This is a genomic window from Modestobacter versicolor (assembly GCF_041028285.1).
Lineage (GTDB): Bacteria > Actinomycetota > Actinomycetes > Mycobacteriales > Geodermatophilaceae > Modestobacter > Modestobacter versicolor_A.
The window spans coordinates 84,277-102,855 of record NZ_JABGDB010000007.1 but is presented as its reverse complement, the minus strand read 5'-3'; the positions used below and the strand labels follow the sequence as shown (position 1 = coordinate 102,855).

Sequence of the window (18,579 nt, the reverse complement as noted above, 5' to 3'; positions counted from 1 at the left end):
GGAGGGGTGCAGCGGCTCCCTATACGTCGTCCGCCGGGACGCGCGCGGGAGGCACCCGGTTGGGCGTGTCGACCCTCCGCCGACCAAGATGGACCCCGACATGGGGAGTGCACAGCGAGCGGAGGCCCTGGGCCCGCAGACGAACAGCCGACCGCTCCGGGCCTGGCAGCGGGCGGCCCTCGCGAAGTACGAGGAGGAGTTCCCCAAGGACTTCCTGGTCACCGCGACCCCGGGTGCGGGCAAGACGACCTTCGCCCTGACGCTGGCCCAGCGGCTGCTCGCCAAGCGCGAGGTCGCCCGGGTGGTCGTCGTCTGCCCGACCGACCACCTGCGCATGCAGTGGGCCGACGCGGCGCACGCGATGGGGATCGTGCTCGACCCCAACCTGACCAACGCCGTCGGCCCCGTGCGCGCCGGCACCCAGGGCTACGTGACCACCTACGCCCAGGTCGCCGGCAAACCGATGCTGCACGCCGCCCGGGCCACCACCGTGAAGACCCTGGTGATCCTGGACGAGGTGCACCACGCCGGGGACGGCCTGTCCTGGGGCGAGGCGGTCGAGGAGGCCTACGGCCGCGCGGCCCGCCGGCTCTGCCTGACCGGCACGCCGTTCCGCACCAAGGCCGACGAGCGCATCCCGTTCGTCAAGTACGTCGAGGACGGCTTCGAGGGCCAGGGCGGCCTGATGTCCACCGCCGACTTCACCTACGGCTACAAGGAGGCGCTGGCCGACGCCGTCGTCCGGCCGGTCGTCTTCGCCGCCTACACCGGCACCTCCCGCTGGCGGAACTCGGCCGGCGAGGTGGTCGCCGCCTCGCTGAGCGAGGCCGGCACCCGCTCGGTGGAGATGCAGGCCTGGCGCACCGCCCTGGACCCCAAGGGCCAGTGGGTGCCGCACGTGATCGCCGCGATGGACGACCGGATCACCCACCTGCGCGAGACCGGGATGCCCGACGCCGCCGGGCTGGTGCTCGCCAGCGACCAGGACGACGCCCGCGAGTACGCCAAGATCGTCCGCCGGGTCACCGGCAAGGCGCCGGAGCTGATCCTGTCCGACGACCCCAAGGCGTCGAAGAAGATCGAGAAGTTCAACCTCGGCGGCGCCCGGATCGCGGTCTGCGTCCGGATGGTCTCCGAGGGCGTGGACGTGCCGCGCGCTGCCGTCCTGGCCTGGATGACCTCCTACCGGACGCCGCTGTTCTTCGCCCAGGCCGTCGGCCGCGTGGTGCGCGCCCGCGGGCCGCACGAGTCGGCGACGGTGTTCCTCCCCGCGGTGCGGCCGCTGCTGTCGCTGGCCGCGTCGATGGAGGAGCAGCGCAACCACGTCATGCCGCCGCCGAAGTCGCAGCCCGACGAGGAGCTGGAGGCGCTCGACCTGCCGCCCCGCGAGCCGCGCGAGGGCGAGCTGCAGAAGTGGGAGGCGCTCGAGGCCGACGCCCGCTTCGCCCACGTGCTGCACAGCGGGACGGCGCACACCGGCGAGGGCAGCGGGGGCGCCGAGCCGCTGGAGGCCGAGGACGAGGACTTCCTGGGCATCCCCGGGCTGCTGACCGCCGCGCAGACCGCCGAGCTGCTGTCCCGGCGGGACGACGAGCTGCGCATCCGGGTCGCCGCCTCGCACCGCCGCGGTGACGACGACGGCGCCATGCTGGTCGAGGACCACCCCGAGGAGGACGTCGCCGGCAACGGCTGGCGCGACGTGGCCGAGCTGCGCCGGGAGATCAACCGGCTGGTCAACCGGATCGCGGCGAAGACCTCGACGCCGCAGGCCGTGGTGCACACCCAGCTGCGCCAGTCGGTGCCCGGGCCGCCGTCGGCGTCCGCGCCGGTGCAGGTCCTCCGCGCGCGCCGGGAGCGCCTGCGCACCATGCTGTGAGACCGGCCCCTGCCCGGCCGGCTGAGCAGTTCCGGTCGCTGGTCGCGGCGTGTCCGGCTGTGTCGACGGCACCAACTGCCCACTCGGCCCGACTGCGACCGCGGGACCCCTGAGCCCACGACCAGGGTCCGGTCCGGGTCTTCCCCGATTCCGCCGGGCCGCCGCCGCGGGCACGCTGACGGCATGACCGAGAACGCGTACACCCCCACCCCGCAGGCCCCGACCACGGCGGGCCGTCCGCCGCTGCAGCGCAGCCGCACCGACCTGCTGCTCGGCGGCGTCAGCGGTGGGCTGGCCGCGCACACCGGCATCGACACCCTGCTGTGGCGGGTGGGCTTCGCCGCACTGACCCTGGCCGGTGGCGCCGGGGTGGCGCTCTACCTCGTGCTCTGGGTGCTGATGCCAGCCGCGCCCGCCGGCCCCGCCGACCGCACGAACCTGCTCGACGAGTGGGTCGAGCGGCTGCGCGCCCGGTTCGTCACCCGCCCCGCGTCGTCGGCGCCGGCACCCCGCTGAGGCCGGCTCGGCCGGCCCGCTCCCGGGTCAGCCGAGCAGGCCCCGGGCGGCGGCGAGGGCGACCGCCTCGGTGCGGCCGGAGGCGCCGAGCTTGGCCAGGATGTTGCTGACGTGCACGCTGGCCGTCTTCTCGCTGATGAACAGCTCGGCGCCGATCTGCCGGTTGGTGCGGCCGGCGGCCATCAGCGCCAGCACCTCCTGCTCGCGCGGGGTGAGGACCGTCCCCGGGTCGACCGCGCGGACGCCGGGCAGCTCCAGCCGCCCGCGCCGGGCCAGCGCCTCGACCGCCGTCCGCAGCGGCGCGGCGCCGAGCCGCACCGCCACCTCGTGCGCCGCCACCAGCTCGGCCCCGGCCCCGGCGCGGTCGTCGGTGGCCAGCAGCGCCTCGGCGAGCCGGAACCGCGAGCGCGCCTGCTCGTAGACGTGGCCGTACCCGAACAGCTCGACGGCGGTCCGCCACACCTCCGGTGCCGGGGTGCCCCGCAGCCGCACCGCCTCGGCCTCCAAGCGGGCCTCCCAGGCGTGCGCCTCCGGCCCCGACGCCCCGATCGCCGGGTCGTGGGCGCGGGCCGCCGTCCGGCCGACCTCGGCGAGCGCCTCGCCCTCGGCCTCCCACCCGGCCAGCGCCGCGCCGTCCCCGGCCGACCGGGCCGCGGCGGCCGCGTCGGCCACCGCGGACAGCGCGACCGCGACCAGCCGCACGGTGGCCAGCCGGTCCTCGCCCCACAGCTGCTGCAGGCGCTCGTCGGCCCAGCGGGCCCGGTCGGCGGCCGTCCGGGCGTCGCCGGCGGCCGCGGCCAGCTCGATCTCCGCCGAGGTGGTGGCCAGCATCAGCAGCACGTGGGAGTCCCAGCGGGTGGCCAGCCCCTGCGCCCAGGCCAGCCGCTCCCGCGCCTGCGGGTCGCCCCGGCCGACCAGCACGAGCAGCCCGTCGGCGCGCACGTGCGCGGCCATGTCGGGCACCCGGGCCAGCTCGTCGGCGGCGCGCAGGCTGCCGTCCCAGTCGCCGCCGACGTAGCGGGCCACCACCTCGATGTGCCGGATCTCCGCGCCGTAGAACGACCACTCGACGCCCAGCGCCCGCGCCCGGACCAGCCCGGCGGTCGCGTGCTCCAGCGTCTCGGCGACCTCCCCGGCCTCGTAGGCGACGATCGCCAGGCTGAACCACACCCGCATCTCGACGTCGGCGTCCCCGGAGCGCTCGGCCCGCTCCCGGGCCTCGTGCAGCCGGGTGCGCAGCGTCGGCAGGTCGCCGGAGTCCTGCAGCCGGGCCAGCGAGACGGCGGTGTCGGCCCAGGCGCTGTCCAGGTCGAGCGCGTCCGCGGCGACCAGGGCCTCGACCGCGGCCACGTCGCCCTCGGCCACCCGGCCGAGGGCGTACAGCGTCCGGGCGTGGGTGGCGGCCGCCCAGGTGCGCACCGGGGACGGCGGGTCGGCGGGCACGAGGGCCATCGCCGCGGTGCTCTCGGCGAGCGCCTCGGCCGTCTCCTCGATCCGGGTCAGCGCCTGGGCGATCGTGTAGTGCACCCGCGCCCGGGCCACCGGGTCCCCGTCCGGGCCGAGCAGCTGCTGGGCCGAGCGCAGCAGCCCGACGCCGCGGTGGAGCTCCCCCACCGCGCGGGCCGCGGCGGCGGTGTCCAGCAGCAGCACCCACTGCTCCCGGCCGGCCCGCTCGGCGGCGTCCGGCACCGCCGACCACAGCGCCAGCGCCGCCTCCAGGTGCTGCAGCTGCTCGGCCGGGGCGCCCACCCGGCGGGCGGCGTCGGCGGCCTCCAGCGAGGCGGTGAAGGCGCCGGGCAGGTCGTTGCTCTCCCGTGCGTGGTGCGCGCGCTCGGCGGCGGTGCCGGCGCCGGGGTTCGCGGCCAGGTGCGCGGCGACCTCGCCGTGCAGCCGGACGCGCTCGCCGGGCAGCAGGTCGGCGAGCACCGCCTCGCGCAGCAGGGCGTGCCGGAACCGGTAGCGCCCGTCCTCGGACACCACCAGCAGGTGGTGGTGCACCGCCGCGGCCAGCGCCTGCTCGGTGTCCTGCGGCGACTGCGAGGAGACGGCCGACACCAGCTCGTGGCGGACCTGCCGGCCGGCGACCGCCGCCACCCGCAGCACCTGCTGCGCCTCCGGGCTCAGCTGCTCCACCCGGGCCAGCAGCACGTCGGTGAGGCCGAGCGGGAGCGCCTCGCCGGCGAGCCCGGCGGCCAGCAGCTCCTCGGCGTAGAAGGCGTTGCCCTCGGCGCGGGCGACGACGTCCTCGACAGTCCGGGCCGCCACCCCGCCGGACGACGCCGCGAGGCTCCGCACCAGCGCCTCGACGTCCGGGTCGGGCAGCGGGTCGAGCTCGAGCCGGTCGACTCCGGGCAGCCGCACGAGCTCGGCGAGCAGCGGCCGCAACGGGTGCCGGCGGTGCAGGTCGTCGGCGCGGTAGGAGGCCACTACCAGGATCGGTTCGTCGACGAGCCGGGCGAGCAGCCGGGCCAGCAGGTAGCGGAGCAGGTCCCGGCTGGACCGGTCGGCCCAGTGCAGGTCCTCGAGCACCAGCAGCAGCGGCTGGTCCGCGGCCAGCTCGGCCAGCAGCGAGGCGACCGCCTCGAACAGCTGCAGCCGGCCGTCGTCCGCCGGGGGCCGCAGCGTGCCCCGGGCCCGCGGGCTGCCGCCGTCGGCGTCGTCGGCCGGGGCCGCCGCGCCGGTGCCCGGCCGGCCGGTGAGCAGCCCGGCGAGGACCGGGTGGTCGGCCAGCGCGGGGGCCAGCCGCGGATCGGCCACGACCGGGCGGAGCAGGTCGACGAAGGGCAGGTACGACAGCCCGACGTCGCCGAGGTCGACGCAGTGGCCGGAGAGCACCCGCACGCCGCGCTCGGCGGCGCGGGCGGAGAGCTCGTCGAGCAGCCGGGTCTTGCCGACGCCGGCGTCACCGGCGACCAGCACCGCCGACGGCCGGCCCTGGACCGCCCGGTCGACGTGCGCCATCAGCCGGGCCAGCTCCTCGGCCCGGCCGACCAGCGGACCCTCGTCCCAGCGCGGCACGCCGCCGATGGTGGCAGAGGGCACGGACAGGACGTGCTCGTTCAGTGCGCGCGCCGACGGCGGGCGGTCCACGAACCGCGACGGCTGCCGGTGGCGAAGGACCTCGCGACCTGCTCGCGGCGGTAGGCCAGCTCGGCCTCGAGTGCGGCGTTCGGGTAGTGCGTCATGACCGTCTCCTGGGGATCTCGTCCGGGTGGGACGAGACAGACGGTCGTCCTGAGGCACCTGCTCCGGCATCGGTCGACCACGCACTCCTGGGCGGTCCCGGCAGCCTGAGTCGTCTGAGGCGGTGCCCCGGTCGTCTGAGGTGCCCCGCAGGTGCGGGCAGGCGCGCACCCCCGCCGTCCCCGACCCGTCGTCCTGGCTCAGCTCCGGTGCTCCTGGCTCACCGCAGGAGGTGAGCCAGGAGCACGCACGACCAGGTCACCTGATCCCGAGCCGGCGCGACCGGGGTCGTCAGCCGACGGTGTACCCGGCGCCGTCGTCCACCACGTCGGAGTCGTCGGCGGAGTCGTCCGCGTCGTCGGAACCGGAGACCGGCTCGGGCACGGGCTGGTCGGCGTCCTGGTCGAACTCGCCGTCGCCGTCGGTGTCGGCGAACAGGGTCGCCTCGAGGTCGGTGTCCTCGGTGAGCGCGGGCTCGAGCGCGACCTCGACGTCGTCGGTCGTCCCGACCTGCACCTGGGTGGAGCCGAGCACGGTGCCGTCGTCGGGCCGGTCGTCCTCGTCGACGGTGACGACGACGAAGCCGCCCTGCGGCGCCGACACGGTGTCGACCACGGCGCTGCTGCCGTCGCCGGACTGGTCCTCGAAGGACAGGTCGGCCTGCTGGTCGCTGCCCGCCTGGCCCCCGGGGGCGACCGTGGTCTCCCCCGCCGTCGCCGGCGAGGACGCCGGGGCGTCGCCCTGCGGCGCATCGTCACCGCAGCCGGCGAGCAGGAGGACGGCCATGGCGGACGGGACGGCGAGCGATGCACGAAGATGGGGTCTCACACCGGGACTGCTGCCCACGGGCTCGTGGTTCCACACGACAGACCTCTCCGGGACGTCCACCTCACTGGCGTGGGGACCAGCCGCCGAGGGAACCCGCACGACCGACCGGCGTCCGCCCTGCGGCGCCGAGGAGAGGAGCACCGTGCCCCACACCGGGACGAACGAACTGACCCCGACCGTCTTCGTGCTCTACGGCGCGACCGGGGACCTGGCACGCCGGATGGTGCTGCCGGCCTTCTTCGAGCTGGCCCAGCACGGCCTGCTGCCCGACGACTGGCGGCTGATCGGCAGCGGCCGCGGCGAGCGCAGCGACGAGGACTTCGTCGAGCACGTGCGCGGCGCCCTCGAGGAGTTCGGCCGCAGCCCCGACGAGGGGCCGTGGGACGACTTCGCCAAGCGGCTGCGCTTCGCCGGCGGCGGCTTCACCGAGGAGGACCCCGGCCAGCTGCTGGACGCGGTCTCCACCGCCCGCGAGGAGCTCGGCGAGGACGCCCAGCTGGTGCACTACCTGTCCCTGCCGCCCAAGGCGTTCACCAGCTACACCCGGGCGCTCGGCGCGCACGGTCTCGGCGAGGGCTCCCGGGTGGTCTACGAGAAGCCCTTCGGCGACTCCCCCGAGGGCTTCCGCGAGCTCGACGACCTGGTGCACACGGTGTTCGACGAGGAGCAGGTCTTCCGGATCGACCACTTCCTGGGCAAGGAAGGCACCCAGGACCTGCACGTGCTCCGGTTCGCCAACGGGCTGTTCGAGCACATCTGGAGCCGCGAGCACGTGGCGCAGGTGCAGATCGACGTCCCCGAGGACCTCGACGTCGCCGACCGCGCCGACTTCTACGACGCCACCGGCGCCACCCTGGACATGCTCGTCACCCACCTGTTCCAGGTGGCGGCCGAGGTGGCCATGGAGCCGCCGGTCAGCTTCTCCGCGAACGACATCCTGGCCGCCCGCGAGTCGGTGCTGGCCAAGTTCCGGCCGCTGGCGCCCGAGGACGTCGTCCTGGGCCAGTTCGAGGGCTACCGCGAGCTCGACGGCGTGCCGGACGACAGCGACACCGACACCTACGTCGCCGCCCGGCTGTTCATCGACTCCGGCCGGTGGCGCGGGGTGCCGTTCCTGCTCCGTACCGGCAAGCGGCTGGCCGCCAAGCAGCAGCGGGTCAGCCTGGTGCTGCACCGGCCCAAGGGCCCGGTGGACGACGTGCCGGCCAACGGCAACGTGATCTCGCTGTCGCTGGCCGGGGCCGGTGCGGTGGACATCGACGTGATGGCCAAGCGGCCGGGCCCGGACCTGGCGATGGCCCCGGCGCGGGTGTCGCTGGACCTGTCGAAGATCCCCGGCGGCGAGCCGCTGGCGCCCTACGTGTCGCTGATCCACGACGTGCTGGTCGGTGACCGCTCGCTGTTCACCACCAGCGAGGGCCTGGCCCAGACCTGGCGGGCGCTGCAGCCGGTGCTCGACCAGCGGCCGTCGGTGCACCCCTACGCGCCCGACTCGTGGGGCCCGGTCCAGGCGAACGAGCTGGCCGGCGAGCACGGCTGGCTGCTGGGCCAGACCGAGTAACAGAAGGACCCCCGTGCCCCCCCACCGCTCGCAGGCTCGCGGCGGGCCCCTGCACGGGGGCCTGAACGCAGCACGGCCCCCCTCCCGCGGGAGGGGGGCCGAGCTGGCGTTCAGGTCCGGACCGGGCGCTGGTCGCCTCGCGGCGGTTTGCACATCCGCAGCTCCAGCCCCCGACCGAGGTCGGGGCGGTGTTCCGCGGCGGCAGTTATCTAGTGGAGCCCGGGGACACAGGTCGCCCGGCCCGGACGTCGTCGACTCTACCCCGGGTGACGTGCCCGGAGCGGCCCCGCCGCAGGGCCCCGCCGTGAGCTCGCGAACGGTGGGGGCGGGGCCCTCCGTCAGTTGAAGCCGCGGTCGTCCTGCTTCAGCGCGGTGTCGACGGTCAGTGCGGAGGCCAGCACCAGGCTGGCCAGCGGCTCCTCCAGCCGCTGGTGCACCTGGACGACGTAGTTGTCCGCGGTGGTGAACATCGTCCGGGCGAGCCCCTCCCACTTCTTGGTGATCCGCGCGACCTCGCGGCCCGCGCCGTCGGTGACAGCGAAGTCCCAGGCCCGCCAGTTCTCCGCCTGGATCGCGCCGACCAGCTGGCCGCCGACGACCATGTCGAAGCGGACCTTGCCGAACGCGTTGGCCTGCAGCACCTCCCCGACCGGGGAGCCGTCCGGCCGGGCCACCTGCACCCGCGACTTGACCAGCTTCGCCGGCCGGGTGAGGACCAGCACCGTGCCGGTGGCGTCGCGCACCTCGAGCCGGTGGGTGAGGAACTGGTCGAACTGCGACAGCAGCCGGACGGCCTTCTTGACCGTGCTCTGGCCGACCTCGACCACCGCGCCGAGCTGCTGGCCGGACCCGTCGAAGACCGCGTACTCGTTGGTCAGCTCGATCAGCTTGGTCTTCTGGTTGACCACCAGGACCGGCTGCTCGAGCAGCACCGACCGCGGCCAGCGGCCCGCGGGCACCGGCGGGGGCGCCTGCACCGGCGGCGGTGGGGGCGGCGGTGGGGGCGGCGGTGGGGGCGGCGGCGCCGGCTGCTGCACGTGCTCGGTCCACCCCTGGCCGTCCCACCAGCGGGTGCCGGGTCCCCCGGCGGGGTCGGGGTACCAGCCCGGCGGGGGCGGCGACTGCGTCATGCCCGGGACGGTAGCGGCCGTCCGTCGTCGTCCAGGTGGTCCCGCCAGCCCCGGCCGGGCACCCAGCCGAACAGCCGCTGCGCCTTGGCGCTGCTGATCGCGCTGGCGTCCGGCCGGACCAGCGGCCGCACCTGGAGGCCGGGGTCGACGGCCAGCGCCTCGGCGCGCAGGTCCCGGCCGCCGGCGTTGTCCGCCGCCGCCGCGTAGACGACCTCGTGCCCGGGGGTGTCGGACTCCACGGCCAGCACGAGCAGCTCGGCCAGGTCCTCGACGTCGACGTAGGACCAGAACATCGGGCTGGGCAGCGACCGGTCGCGCAGGAAGGGCCCGAGGTTGCCGGCGTAGGTCTCCGGCGTCATCACCCAGGTCGCCCGCACCGACACCGCGGTGCACGCCGACCGGCGCACCAGCGCGTCGCAGAGCAGCTCGCCGACCTGCTTGCTCAGCGCGTACGGGTCCTCGGGCCGGTCCGGGTGGGTCTCGTCGATGGGCAGGAAGGCAGGCAGCCCCGGCTGCGCCGCCCAGGTGATCCCGGCGACGCTGTCGGAGGACAGCGCCACGAACCGGCGCACCCCGGTCCGCGCCGCGGCGTCCACCACGGCGAAGGAGGCCGCGGTGTTGACCCCGAAGACGACGTGGTCGGGGTCCATGCCCGGCCGCGGCAGCGCCGCGGTGTGCACCACCGCGTCGACGTCCCGGACGACGGCCGCGGCCTGCCCGGCGTCGGCGAGGTCGGCCCGGACGTAGGGCACCCGCTCCCCCGCCGCGTAGGACGGCGCACCGAGGTCGGTGCCCCGGACGTCGTGCCCGCGGGCGAGCAGCCGGACGACGACCGCCCGGCCGACCTGGCCGCGGCTGCCGGTGACGAGGACCCTCATGCCCGCAGCGCGTTCCGCTCGAGGAAGTCCGCCGCCAGGCCGACCCCCAGCCCCGGGCCCGTGGGCACCGGCAGCCGGCCGTCGACGATCGCCGACAGTCCCAGGTCCAGCCCGGCGTCGTCGGACAGCAACGGGTCCAGGTGCACCGGGAACTCCAGCACGTCCAGCCCGGCCGACGACGCGGCGACGTGCAGGTTCGCGGCCATCGACACCACCCCGCCGTGGTGGTGCCCGACCGCGCGCACGCCCTGCGCCGCAGCCAGCGCCGCGACCGCGCGGGCCGGCTCGATGCCGCCGGTGATCGCCGCGTCGGGCTGCACCACGGTCACCCCGCCGGCCAGCGCCTCGGCGGCGTCCCCGAGGGTGAACAGGTGCTCGCCGTAGGCCAGCGGCACCCGCGTGCGGCGGGCCAGCTCGGCGATCGCGGCCCGCTGCTCGTAGGGCAGCGGCTCCTCCAGCCAGGCGATGTCCAGGTCGGCCAGGCCGTCGGCGATGCCCAGCGCGTCGGCCAGCGTGAAGAACTCGCTGGCGTCCACCGCCACCTCGACGCCGTCGCCGAGCAGGCCGCGCAGCTCGGTGAGCACCCGGAGGGCCCCCCGCCAGTCCGGTCCGATGCGCATCTTGACCATGTCCACGCCCCGGTCCAGGGCGGGGGCCAGCCGGTCCAGGTGCGCGGTGGCCGGGCCGGACTCCAGGAACGGGCTGCTCCCCACGTACACCCGCACGCTGTCCCGCACCCGGCCGGCGGCCTCGCTCACCGACCGGCCGGCGGCCTGGGCGGCGAGGTCGGTGAGCGCGATCGCGACCGCGCTGCGGGCCTGGGCGGCGACGGTGCCGGCGCCCAGGGTCCGCCGGGTGGCGTGCAGGACGGCGTCCACGGCCGGACCGCCGGCGCCGACCTCGGTGCCGACCAGCGCGGGGGCGAAGACGTCGTCGACGATCGCGGCCAGCACCGTCGGGTGCGAGACGCCGAAGCAGTCGCAGGCCTCCCCGTGCCCGGTCAGCCCCTCGTCGGTGGTCACCCGGACGACGAAGAACGTCATCGGCTGGTTGGCGCTGCGCATCAGCAGCGGGGCCGCGGTGATCCCGGTGACCTTCACGCCCGGTCCCCTCCCTTGCCGGCGGTCACGAGCCGCTCTGCGGGGTGTACTGCGCCGGGTCGTAGCTGATCGAGGGGTCGATGAACTCGTTGGTGTAGATGTCCTCGGCGGTCAGCCCGTCGGCCAGCTCGGTGTCCAGGTCGGCGAAGACGCCGGTCAGCAGCTCGGTCATCCGCTCCATCCGCTCCGGGTCGAAGCTGCCCAGCGTGCCGTCGGGGGCGTTGGCGACGATGCCGGCGTCGTGCAGCGAGTCGGTGATGGCCGCGGCCCGCTCGGGGGTGATCTGGAAGAACTGGCCGATCTCCTCCAGGTAGCCGGAGATGGCCTCGTTGACCGGCTGCGGGTCGTACATGTAGTCGACCTGGCCCTGCTGCAGCAGCGGCACCAGCTGGGTCAGGCAGGCGCTGTTGGCCTCGACCGACTCCGGGGTGCCGGCCCAGGCGGAGCCGTAGGTGTCGTACCCGGCGTCGCCGAGGGTGAGGTAGCCCGGCTCCTTGCCGAAGTCGGTGAACTCGTTCTGCAGCCGCCACGGCTCCTGGGTGACGTAGCCCTGGATGACGACGTCCTCGCCGGCCACGATCCGGGTCAGCGACCCGTCGAAGGACCCGTCGAGCTGCTCGGGGCGCACGAAGCCCTGCTGGCGGAGGTAGTCCATGTACGTGGCGCCCTGGAAGTACAGGACGGTGGCGTCGCTCGCCGCGATGTCGGCGAACGACTGGAAGTCGTACTTGTCCGGGTCCCACAGCAGCACCTGCGGGTTGAGCTCCAGGGGGGTGACCACGGCCTTCGTCGGCTGCTCGGCGGAGAGCCGCACCGACTCGTCGGTGTCGACCATGCCGAGCATGACGTCGTCGTCGGTGTAGAGCAGCGCGGTGTTGCTCTGGAAGCCGATGAACGGCCCGCCGGCCCGTATCTCGATGGTCACGTTCTCGTCGGCCAGCGCCGGCCCGGAGTAGATCCCGGCCTCGGCGTCCCTGGTCGCGTCGGCGGGGTCGATCAGCTGGTAGGCGGCGGCGTGCTCGGGCTCGGGGAACCAGTTGGTCTGCAGCACCACCGTCGCCGGGCAGTCCGACAGCGCGCCGTCGCCGCCGACGGCCGCGGCCGCCTCCTCGTCCGAGCCGCCGCAGGCGGACAGGACCAGGGCGGCGGACAGCAGGGCGGCGCCGGGACCGAGCAGCCGGGGTGAGCGGGGGGTGCGCCGGGACGAGGGCATGGCGGGGCTTCCTCAGGGGTCGGGAGGGGGCCGGCCGGCAGGCGCCGGCCGGGTGGTGCGGAGGGGGGTGGTGCGGAGGGTGGGTGCGGTCAGCGCCGGGGCGGGCGGTACCAGGCGCCGGTGGCCAGGTGGGCGATGGCGCCGAAGACCCAGAAGACGACCAGGCCGAAGAGCGAGGCCAGCAGGATCGCGCCGTACAACATCTCGCCGTCGAGGTTGTTGCGGTAGATGTCGATCTGCAGCCCGATGCCCGGGGCGCCCTGCCGGAAGAAGAAGTCGGCGACGATCGAGCCGACCACCGCCATGCCGGCCGAGATGCGCAGGCCGGCGAAGGTGGCCGGCAGCGCCGCGGGCAGCTGCAGCTTGCGGAGCCGCACCCAGCGGCTCGCGCCGTGCAGGCTGAACAGGTCGTGCATCTCCTCGCTGGCCGAGTGCAGCCCGAAGAGGGTGTTGGTGATGATCGGGAACAGGCAGATCAGGACGACGACCACCAGCCGGCTGCCGAACCCGTAGCCCAGCGCGAAGGCGATCAGCGGCACCAGCGCGAGGATCGGGATGCTCTGCAGCGCGACGGCGTAGGGGTAGACGGCCGCCTCGACCCAGCGGGACTGGCTCATCAGCATCGCCAGCAGCACCCCGAGCACGGCGGCCAGCACCAGCCCGGTGAGCGCCACCCGGGCGGTGGTGCCCAACGCCGTGAACAGCTCGGCCAGCGAGTCGCCGTCCAGGAACGCCTCGAGCACCACCTCGTGCGGCGGCGGGAGGATGAACTGCCGGCGCGGTTCCAGGAGGACCAGGCTGACCAGGTACCAGAGGCCGACCACCACCAGCCCCAGGACCGCCGGCACCAGCACCCGGACCAGGTCCCCACCGGCCGGCGCCGGCCGGCCGCGCGGTGCCGGCGGTCCGGACGCGCCCCCGGCCACCGGCGCACCGGGGACCGCGGACGGGACGGCCGGCACCTCCCGCTCGGCCACCTCGGACGACGTCCCGGTCACGACCACCTCCGACCCTCTCGCATTGACCACACCAATATCGAGGGGCGGTGTTTCCGCCGGGTTGCCGGCAGGTTGGTCTTCCGTTCCGTTCCGCCGGCGGGCGGTCAGGACGGCGGGTCGTCCGCCGCGGCCTGCACCACGAGCACCGTCGCGACGGCGCGCCCCAGCCGCCGGAACCGGTGCGGCACGTCGCCGGCGTAGTACAGCGAGTCGGCCGCGGCGAGCTGGTGGCGGCCCAGGTCGCCCAGGTCGACCTCGATCCGCCCGGCGACCACGTAGACGAACTCCGCCGCCGGGTGCTGGAAGAAGTCGTCGAAGTCGCGGTGGGCCACCCGGAACTCCAGCGGCAGCAGCGCCGGCGCCCCCTCGGCCAGGGCACGGGTGCTGCCGCCGTCGTGCTGCACCGTGGTCCCGCCGCCGGCCCGGACGACGCTGAACCGGCCCGCCGGGGACGGCGCCGCACCCGCCATCAGCGCCGGGGTGGTGGTGCCCAGCGAGCGGGCGATGCGGTGCAGCGACCCCATGCTCGGCCGGGCCAGCCCCCGCTCGACCTGGCTCAGGAACGGCTGGGACAGCTCGGCCCGCTCGGCCAGCTGCACCATGGTCAGCCCCTGGGCGCGCCGTCGTTCCCGGATCCGCGCGCCCAGGGCCGCCCCCAGCTCGTCGTCGGCCGGCGCGGGGTCGGGCAGGACGTCGGCCACGGTGCCGATCCTGCCCGCCGCCCCCAGCGCCGGCGAGGCGTCGTCCACCGGCCGCTCAGCCGACGGTGGCGGCGCGTTCCCGTTCCAGCAGGTAGTCCCCCGCGGTGACCGGGGCGTACCAGGCGCCCCCGCCGACCGGCGGCGCGAACGGCTCGACCACCGCCGTCACGTCGGTCTCGAAGAACATGATCAGCGAGATGAGCTCCTCGTCCGGCGCGTCGGCCGACGGCGGCAGCACCCGGTGCCGGGTCGACCGCCACCGGTCCCCGGTCCAGCGGGCGAGCAGGTCGGCGATGTTGACGGTCAGCGCGTCGGGCACGAACGGGGCGTCGGTCCACTCGCCGTCCAGACCCTGCACCTGCAGGCCGCCGTAGCCGGGCTGCCGGTCGAGGACGGTGATCACGCCCCAGTCGGTGTGCGGCCCGACCCGGTACTGGCCCTCCAACGGGGCGCCGGTGTCGGCCAGGGAGGGGTAGCGGTTGATGTTGAAGGTGAACGGCGCGTCGGTGGAGCGGTCGGTGAACCAGCCCTCCTCCAGCCCGAGCGCGACCGCGCACATCTGCATGAGGTCCAGGTACAGCTCCCAGGTGGCCGCGGTGAACTCGGCGCACAGCGCGCGGAGCTCGGGCACCTGCTGCGGCCAGACGTTGGCCGGGAACCACTCCGCGTCCAGGGCGGCGTCCCCGGTGCGGTGGTCGCGACCGGAGGTGAGCGTCTCCTTGAGGTCGGCGCGGGCCGCGTCGGGCTCCTCGCCGTAGAAGGCGTTGGCCTCCATCCCCTTGGCGATCCAGCCGCGCCCGCCCGGGGCGCAGCGGAACGGCTCCTTGTCCGCCGGCGCCAGGGCGAAGAACCGCCGGGCCGCGGCCCGCAGCCGGTCGCGCAGGTCGGCGGGGATGCCGTGCCCGGAGACGAGGAAGAACCCGGAGTCCTGCATCGCGCGGTCCAGCCGCGCGGCGAGCTCGGCCCGGGTCGCCGGGTCGCCGGTGCGCCACCGGCCCACGTCGATGAGCGGGATGTCCGGCGTCGCGGTCATGCGTTGGTCTCCTCTGCAGGGGCGGGCACGGCGACGTCCGTTCTAACCACCCGCTGTGCCAGCGGTGGGTCGGCCGTGTTGCCGGCCCGTGCCAGACTCCCCGGCGTGGCCGGCGTCGACTTCGAGCACTGGGCAGCACTGGCCGGCGACTCCGCCACCTCGCGCACCGAGTGGGCCGCGGTCGTCGGGGCGTGGAGCGAGCCGCACCGCCGCTACCACGACCTCGCCCACCTGGCCGCGGTGCTCGGGCTGGTCGACACCCTGGCCGACGCCGCCACCGATCCGGCCGCCGTCCGGCTGGCCGCCTGGTACCACGACGTCGCCTACGACCCGCAGCGCACCGACAACGAGGAGGTCAGCGCGGCCCGCGCCCGGATCGGCCTGCTCGGCCTGGTCGACGACGCGACGGTCGCCGAGGTCGAGCGGCTGGTGCTGCTCACCGCCGGGCACTCCCCCGGGCCGGACGACGCGAACGGCGCGGTGCTGTGCGACGCCGACCTGGCCGTGCTGGCCAGCCCGCCGGCGGCCTACGCCGCCTACGCCTCCGCCGTCCGGGAGGAGTACGCGCACCTGCCCGACGGGGAGTTCACCGCCGGACGGATCGCCGTCCTGGAGCACCTGCTCGCGCTGCCCCAGCTGTTCCGGACGCCCGCCGCGGCGGGTTGGACCGAGCCCGCCCGGGCCAACCTGACCGCCGAGCTCACCCTGCTGCGCGCCCGCACCTGACCGGGCTCACCCGACGGGATGAGGGACCGTCGCGCGGGGCCCCGCCGTGGTCCAGGGTCGTGCGGCGACCTGTCCCCGTCCCGGGGGCCCCGGACGGTCGCCCGACGAAGGAGTTCCCCGTGCGACTCGGAACCGGCATCTTCCTGCTCGCGCTCGGCGCCATCCTGACGTTCGCGGTCAGCGCCCAGGTCAGCGGCATCGACCTGGACGTCGTCGGCTGGATCCTGATGGCCGTCGGCGCGCTGGGCATCCTGGTCGAGCTGGCCGTCTGGGCGCCGCGGCGCCGCCGGGTGGTGCGCACCGACGGCTACGAGGGCGGTCCGGTGCGCCGCTCGACCACGGAGGAGTCCTACTGAGCGGTCCTGCCGGCCGCTGCCGCTGAGGGCTGCGGGGAGGTCGTCGCCCGCGGCTTCCTGACCCGCAGCCCGGCGGCGAGCAGCCGCTGCAGCAGCTCCCGGCAGCCCACCGGCTCCGCGCCCGCGGCGACCGCCTCGGCGTAGAGCTCCTCCGGGACGTCGTAGTGGTCGCCCTGGAAGGCCCGGCGCGGGATGCCCAGGTGGGCGGCGACGAAGGCGTGCAGCTCGTCGTGGTCGACGTCGCTGACCAGGTGCGACCACCGCCGCCCCCGCCAGGGCCACACGGGGGTGTCGATCAGCAGCGCCACGGTGCCAGTCTGCCTGCATGACCTCTGACGTGCGCGCCTCGCCCGTGCTGCCGGTGGCCGACCTGGACCGGGCCCTGGCCCACTACGCGGCCCTCGGCTTCGCGACGAGCCGGCATGACGACAGCTACGGGTACGCCACCTGGTCCGGGCTCGAGCTGCACCTGGCGGTCGACCCGGACGGCGGGGGCGCGGAGGTGTTCCTGCACGTGCCCGACGCCGACGCGGTGGCGGCCGCGTGGGCCGGCCCCGGGACGACCGAGCCCGCCGACCGCCCCTGGCACGTGCGCGAGGGCAGCCACGTCGACCCGGACGGCAACCTGCTCCGCTTCGGCTCCCCGCTAGCGTCTGGGGCGTGACCGAGGAGATCCGCTGGGGAGTCGTGGGGCCGGGCCGCATCGCCGAGAAGGTGGTGGCCGACTTCGCCGTCGTCGAGGGTGCCCGCGCGGTGGCGGTCGCCTCCCGCTCGCTGGACCGCGCGCAGGACTTCGCCGGCCGGCACGGCATCGAGCGGGCGCACGGCTCCTACGCCGACATCCTGGCCGACCCCGACGTCGACGTGCTCTACGTCGCCACCCCGCACCCGCAGCACCACGCGGTGTCGCTGGCGGCGCTGCGGGCGGGCAAGGCGCTGCTGGTCGAGAAGGCGTTCACCGCCACCGTGGCCGGCGCGACCGAGGTCGCCGACCTGTCCCGGCAGACCGGCGTGTTCGCCATGGAGGCGATGTGGACCAGGTTCCAGCCGGCCGTCGTCCGGCTGCGGGAGCTGGTCGCCGAGGGCGCCGTCGGCGAGGTCCGCTCGGTGCAGGCCGACCTCGGCGTGCAGCGCGACTTCGACCCCACCGACCGGCTCTTCGCCCGGGAGCTCGGCGGCGGCGCACTGCTCGACCTCGGCGTCTACGTCGTCTCCTTCGCCCAGATGCTGCTCGGCGACCCGGACACCGTCACCGCCACCGGCTCGACGTTCGAGACCGGTGTCGACGCCGAGGTCTCGCTGCTGCTGGGCTGGGCCGACGGCCGCTCGGCGACGCTGATGACCTCGCTGCGCAACGCGCTGCCCGGCCAGGCCCGGGTGTTCGGCACGGCCGGCTGGATCGACGTGCTGCCGCGGTTCCACCACCCGCAGACGATCGTGCTGCACCGGGACGGCGCCGAGCCCGAGGAGATCACCCTGCCGCAGCTCGGCGCCGGCTACGCGCACGAGCTCGCCGAGGTCGGCGAGTGCCTGCGCGCCGGACGCCGCGAGAGCGCGGTGATGCCGCTGGCCGACACCCTCGCCGTCCAGCGGGTGCTCGAGGACGCTGCCGGTCAGCTGGGCGTGTCCTTCGCCGAGGACGCCACCGTCCTCTGACGGGGCTGCTTGGGCGGTGGCTTCGGCGGCCAGGCGGTGCCGTCGGCCTGGGCCGTGGTGGGCACCCGGGTGTGGGCGCGGCCGGTGGCCCGGACGGCGCCGGCGAACGTGACCGCGTCGACCGTGGCCGCGCCGCCGGGGTCGTTGTTGAAGTAGACGGCGACGTCGTCGTCGCCATAGGTGTCCGCGATCCGCTCCGCCCACAGCTGCAGCGTCTCCGGTCGGTAGCCCCAGCCCTGCGCCCCGGTGTGCAGCCGGAGGTAGCCCCACTCGGCGGTGCGCCAGAGCGGCGCGATCGGCTGCTCGGCGCGGTCGGCCCAGCACAGCGCGGCCTGGTAGCGCTCGAGCAGCGCCCGGACGTCGTCGGTCCACCAGCTCTCGTGCCGCGGCTCGACGGCGACCCGGGTGCCGGCCGGGAACTGGGCGAGGCACACGCTGAGCAGGTCCGTGTCGGCCTGGAGCGTCGGCGGCAGCTGCAGCAGCACCACGTCCAGCCGGTCGCCGAGGCCGGCCACCCGCTCCATCAGCCGGGCGACCGGCTCCTCCGGATCGCGCAGCCGTTTGAGGTGGGTGAGGAAGCGGCTGGCCTTCACCGCCCACCGGTAGTCCGCCGGGGTCCGCTCCCGCCACTTCTCGAACGTCGTCTGCTCGGGCAGCCGGTAGAAGGCGTTGTTGCTCTCCACGGTGGCGAAGTGGGCGGCGTGGTGCTCCAGCCACAGCCGCTGCGGCAGCGCCGGCGGGTAGAAACGGCCCCGCCAGTCGCGGTACTGCCACCCCGACGTCCCGATGGTCACGGTCACGACGGCCGCCTACCCTCCTCGGCC

The 18,579-nt window shown here is 75.4% G+C and carries 19 protein-coding genes; 7 read left to right on the top strand and 12 right to left on the bottom strand.

Annotated elements, in window-relative coordinates:
• Positions 1–100: 100 nt before the first annotated feature.
• Together HL054_RS19145 and HL054_RS19140 are read left to right on the top strand one after the other, a co-directional pair.
• Positions 101–1,876: a DEAD/DEAH box helicase gene (locus HL054_RS19145; RefSeq protein WP_369140667.1), complete on the top strand. Its 1,776-nt coding sequence runs from the start codon at positions 101–103 to the stop codon at positions 1,874–1,876.
• 183 nt (positions 1,877–2,059) lie between these two features.
• Positions 2,060–2,392: a PspC domain-containing protein gene (locus HL054_RS19140; protein WP_369140666.1), complete on the top strand. Its 333-nt coding sequence runs from the start codon at positions 2,060–2,062 to the stop codon at positions 2,390–2,392.
• 27 nt (positions 2,393–2,419) lie between these two features.
• Here HL054_RS19140 and HL054_RS19135 read toward each other — a convergent pair whose 3' ends face one another.
• The 3 genes from HL054_RS19135 to HL054_RS19125 form a co-directional block, all read right to left on the bottom strand.
• Positions 2,420–5,434, bottom strand: coding sequence for a helix-turn-helix transcriptional regulator (locus HL054_RS19135; protein ID WP_369140665.1), 3,015 nt, complete (start codon positions 5,432–5,434; stop codon positions 2,420–2,422).
• A 17-nt stretch (positions 5,435–5,451) separates the two neighbouring features.
• Positions 5,452–5,577 carry a hypothetical protein gene (locus HL054_RS19130; protein ID WP_369140664.1) on the bottom strand — a complete coding sequence of 42 codons (126 nt, stop codon included), beginning with the start codon at positions 5,575–5,577 and terminating at the stop codon, positions 5,452–5,454.
• A gap of 289 nt (positions 5,578–5,866) precedes the next feature.
• Positions 5,867–6,361, bottom strand: a complete 495-nt coding sequence (locus tag HL054_RS19125) for a DUF7282 domain-containing protein (RefSeq protein ID WP_369140663.1) — start codon at positions 6,359–6,361, stop codon at positions 5,867–5,869.
• Positions 6,362–6,545: 184 nt separating this feature from the next.
• Here HL054_RS19125 and HL054_RS19120 point away from each other — a divergent pair, with 184 nt between their 5' ends.
• Positions 6,546–7,964, top strand: coding sequence for a glucose-6-phosphate dehydrogenase (locus HL054_RS19120; RefSeq protein ID WP_369140661.1), 1,419 nt, complete (start codon positions 6,546–6,548; stop codon positions 7,962–7,964).
• A 338-nt stretch (positions 7,965–8,302) separates the two neighbouring features.
• On the opposite strand, the gene HL054_RS19115 is transcribed toward HL054_RS19120, so the two are convergent.
• The 7 genes from HL054_RS19115 to HL054_RS19085 all read right to left on the bottom strand — a co-directional run bounded on the left by HL054_RS19115 (position 8,303) and on the right by HL054_RS19085 (position 15,017).
• Positions 8,303–9,094, bottom strand: coding sequence for a phospholipid scramblase-related protein (locus HL054_RS19115; protein WP_369140660.1), 792 nt, complete (start codon positions 9,092–9,094; stop codon positions 8,303–8,305).
• Positions 9,091–9,972 (bottom strand): NAD-dependent epimerase/dehydratase family protein, encoded by an 882-nt coding sequence (locus HL054_RS19110; RefSeq protein ID WP_369140659.1) that lies wholly within the window; start codon positions 9,970–9,972, stop codon positions 9,091–9,093. Before HL054_RS19110 ends, HL054_RS19115 begins: the two co-directional genes overlap by 4 nt.
• Entirely contained in the window at positions 9,969–11,072 is a 1,104-nt protein-coding gene (locus HL054_RS19105; RefSeq protein WP_369140658.1) for a mandelate racemase/muconate lactonizing enzyme family protein, read from the bottom strand. Before HL054_RS19105 ends, HL054_RS19110 begins: the two co-directional genes overlap by 4 nt.
• A gap of 25 nt (positions 11,073–11,097) precedes the next feature.
• Entirely contained in the window at positions 11,098–12,285 is a 1,188-nt protein-coding gene (locus tag HL054_RS19100; protein WP_369140657.1) for an ABC transporter substrate-binding protein, read from the bottom strand.
• A gap of 89 nt (positions 12,286–12,374) precedes the next feature.
• A complete protein-coding gene (locus HL054_RS19095) occupies positions 12,375–13,283 on the bottom strand; it encodes an ABC transporter permease (protein ID WP_369140656.1) in 909 nt (302 codons plus the stop codon).
• Positions 13,284–13,387: 104 nt separating this feature from the next.
• Entirely contained in the window at positions 13,388–14,032 is a 645-nt protein-coding gene (locus HL054_RS19090) for a helix-turn-helix domain-containing protein (RefSeq protein WP_369140655.1), read from the bottom strand.
• Positions 14,033–14,039: 7 nt separating this feature from the next.
• Positions 14,040–15,017: an isopenicillin N synthase family dioxygenase gene (locus HL054_RS19085; RefSeq protein ID WP_369140654.1), complete on the bottom strand. Its 978-nt coding sequence runs from the start codon at positions 15,015–15,017 to the stop codon at positions 14,040–14,042.
• Positions 15,018–15,122: 105 nt separating this feature from the next.
• Between HL054_RS19085 and HL054_RS19080 the strand changes: the two genes are divergently transcribed.
• Together HL054_RS19080 and HL054_RS19075 are read left to right on the top strand one after the other, a co-directional pair.
• Entirely contained in the window at positions 15,123–15,743 is a 621-nt protein-coding gene (locus HL054_RS19080; RefSeq protein ID WP_369140653.1) for an HD domain-containing protein, read from the top strand.
• A gap of 119 nt (positions 15,744–15,862) precedes the next feature.
• On the top strand, positions 15,863–16,099 hold the full coding sequence (locus tag HL054_RS19075) for a DUF6458 family protein (protein WP_369140652.1): 237 nt from the start codon (positions 15,863–15,865) through the stop codon (positions 16,097–16,099).
• Here HL054_RS19075 and HL054_RS19070 read toward each other — a convergent pair.
• Positions 16,093–16,407 carry a DUF4031 domain-containing protein gene (locus tag HL054_RS19070; protein ID WP_369140651.1) on the bottom strand — a complete coding sequence of 105 codons (315 nt, stop codon included), beginning with the start codon at positions 16,405–16,407 and terminating at the stop codon, positions 16,093–16,095. The two genes, HL054_RS19075 and HL054_RS19070, sit on opposite strands and share 7 nt — an antisense overlap.
• Before the next feature lie 17 nt (positions 16,408–16,424).
• Here HL054_RS19070 and HL054_RS19065 point away from each other — a divergent pair, with 17 nt between their 5' ends.
• Both HL054_RS19065 and HL054_RS19060 read left to right on the top strand, forming a co-directional pair.
• Positions 16,425–16,763 carry a hypothetical protein gene (locus tag HL054_RS19065; RefSeq protein ID WP_369140650.1) on the top strand — a complete coding sequence of 113 codons (339 nt, stop codon included), beginning with the start codon at positions 16,425–16,427 and terminating at the stop codon, positions 16,761–16,763.
• Positions 16,760–17,755, top strand: a complete 996-nt coding sequence (locus HL054_RS19060; RefSeq protein WP_369140649.1) for a Gfo/Idh/MocA family protein — start codon at positions 16,760–16,762, stop codon at positions 17,753–17,755. Before HL054_RS19065 ends, HL054_RS19060 begins: the two co-directional genes overlap by 4 nt.
• Here the strand turns inward: HL054_RS19060 and HL054_RS19055 are convergent.
• On the bottom strand, positions 17,713–18,555 hold the full coding sequence (locus tag HL054_RS19055) for a DUF72 domain-containing protein (RefSeq protein WP_369140648.1): 843 nt from the start codon (positions 18,553–18,555) through the stop codon (positions 17,713–17,715). The genes HL054_RS19060 and HL054_RS19055 overlap by 43 nt on opposite strands.
• Positions 18,556–18,579 lie beyond the last annotated feature (24 nt).

Coding starts and splice junctions, on each gene's coding strand:
- HL054_RS19110 (WP_369140659.1), bottom strand. CDS start 9,972: ATGAGGGTCCTCGTCACCGGCAGCCGCGGCCAGGTCGGCCGGGCGGTC.
- HL054_RS19115 (WP_369140660.1), bottom strand. CDS start 9,094: ATGACGCAGTCGCCGCCCCCGCCGGGCTGGTACCCCGACCCCGCCGGG.
- HL054_RS19140 (WP_369140666.1), top strand. CDS start 2,060: ATGACCGAGAACGCGTACACCCCCACCCCGCAGGCCCCGACCACGGCG.
- HL054_RS19125 (WP_369140663.1), bottom strand. CDS start 6,361: ATGGCCGTCCTCCTGCTCGCCGGCTGCGGTGACGATGCGCCGCAGGGC.
- HL054_RS19065 (WP_369140650.1), top strand. CDS start 16,425: ATGACCTCTGACGTGCGCGCCTCGCCCGTGCTGCCGGTGGCCGACCTG.
- HL054_RS19100 (WP_369140657.1), bottom strand. CDS start 12,285: ATGCCCTCGTCCCGGCGCACCCCCCGCTCACCCCGGCTGCTCGGTCCC.
- HL054_RS19145 (WP_369140667.1), top strand. CDS start 101: ATGGGGAGTGCACAGCGAGCGGAGGCCCTGGGCCCGCAGACGAACAGC.
- HL054_RS19130 (WP_369140664.1), bottom strand. CDS start 5,577: ATGACGCACTACCCGAACGCCGCACTCGAGGCCGAGCTGGCCTACCGC.
- HL054_RS19085 (WP_369140654.1), bottom strand. CDS start 15,017: ATGACCGCGACGCCGGACATCCCGCTCATCGACGTGGGCCGGTGGCGC.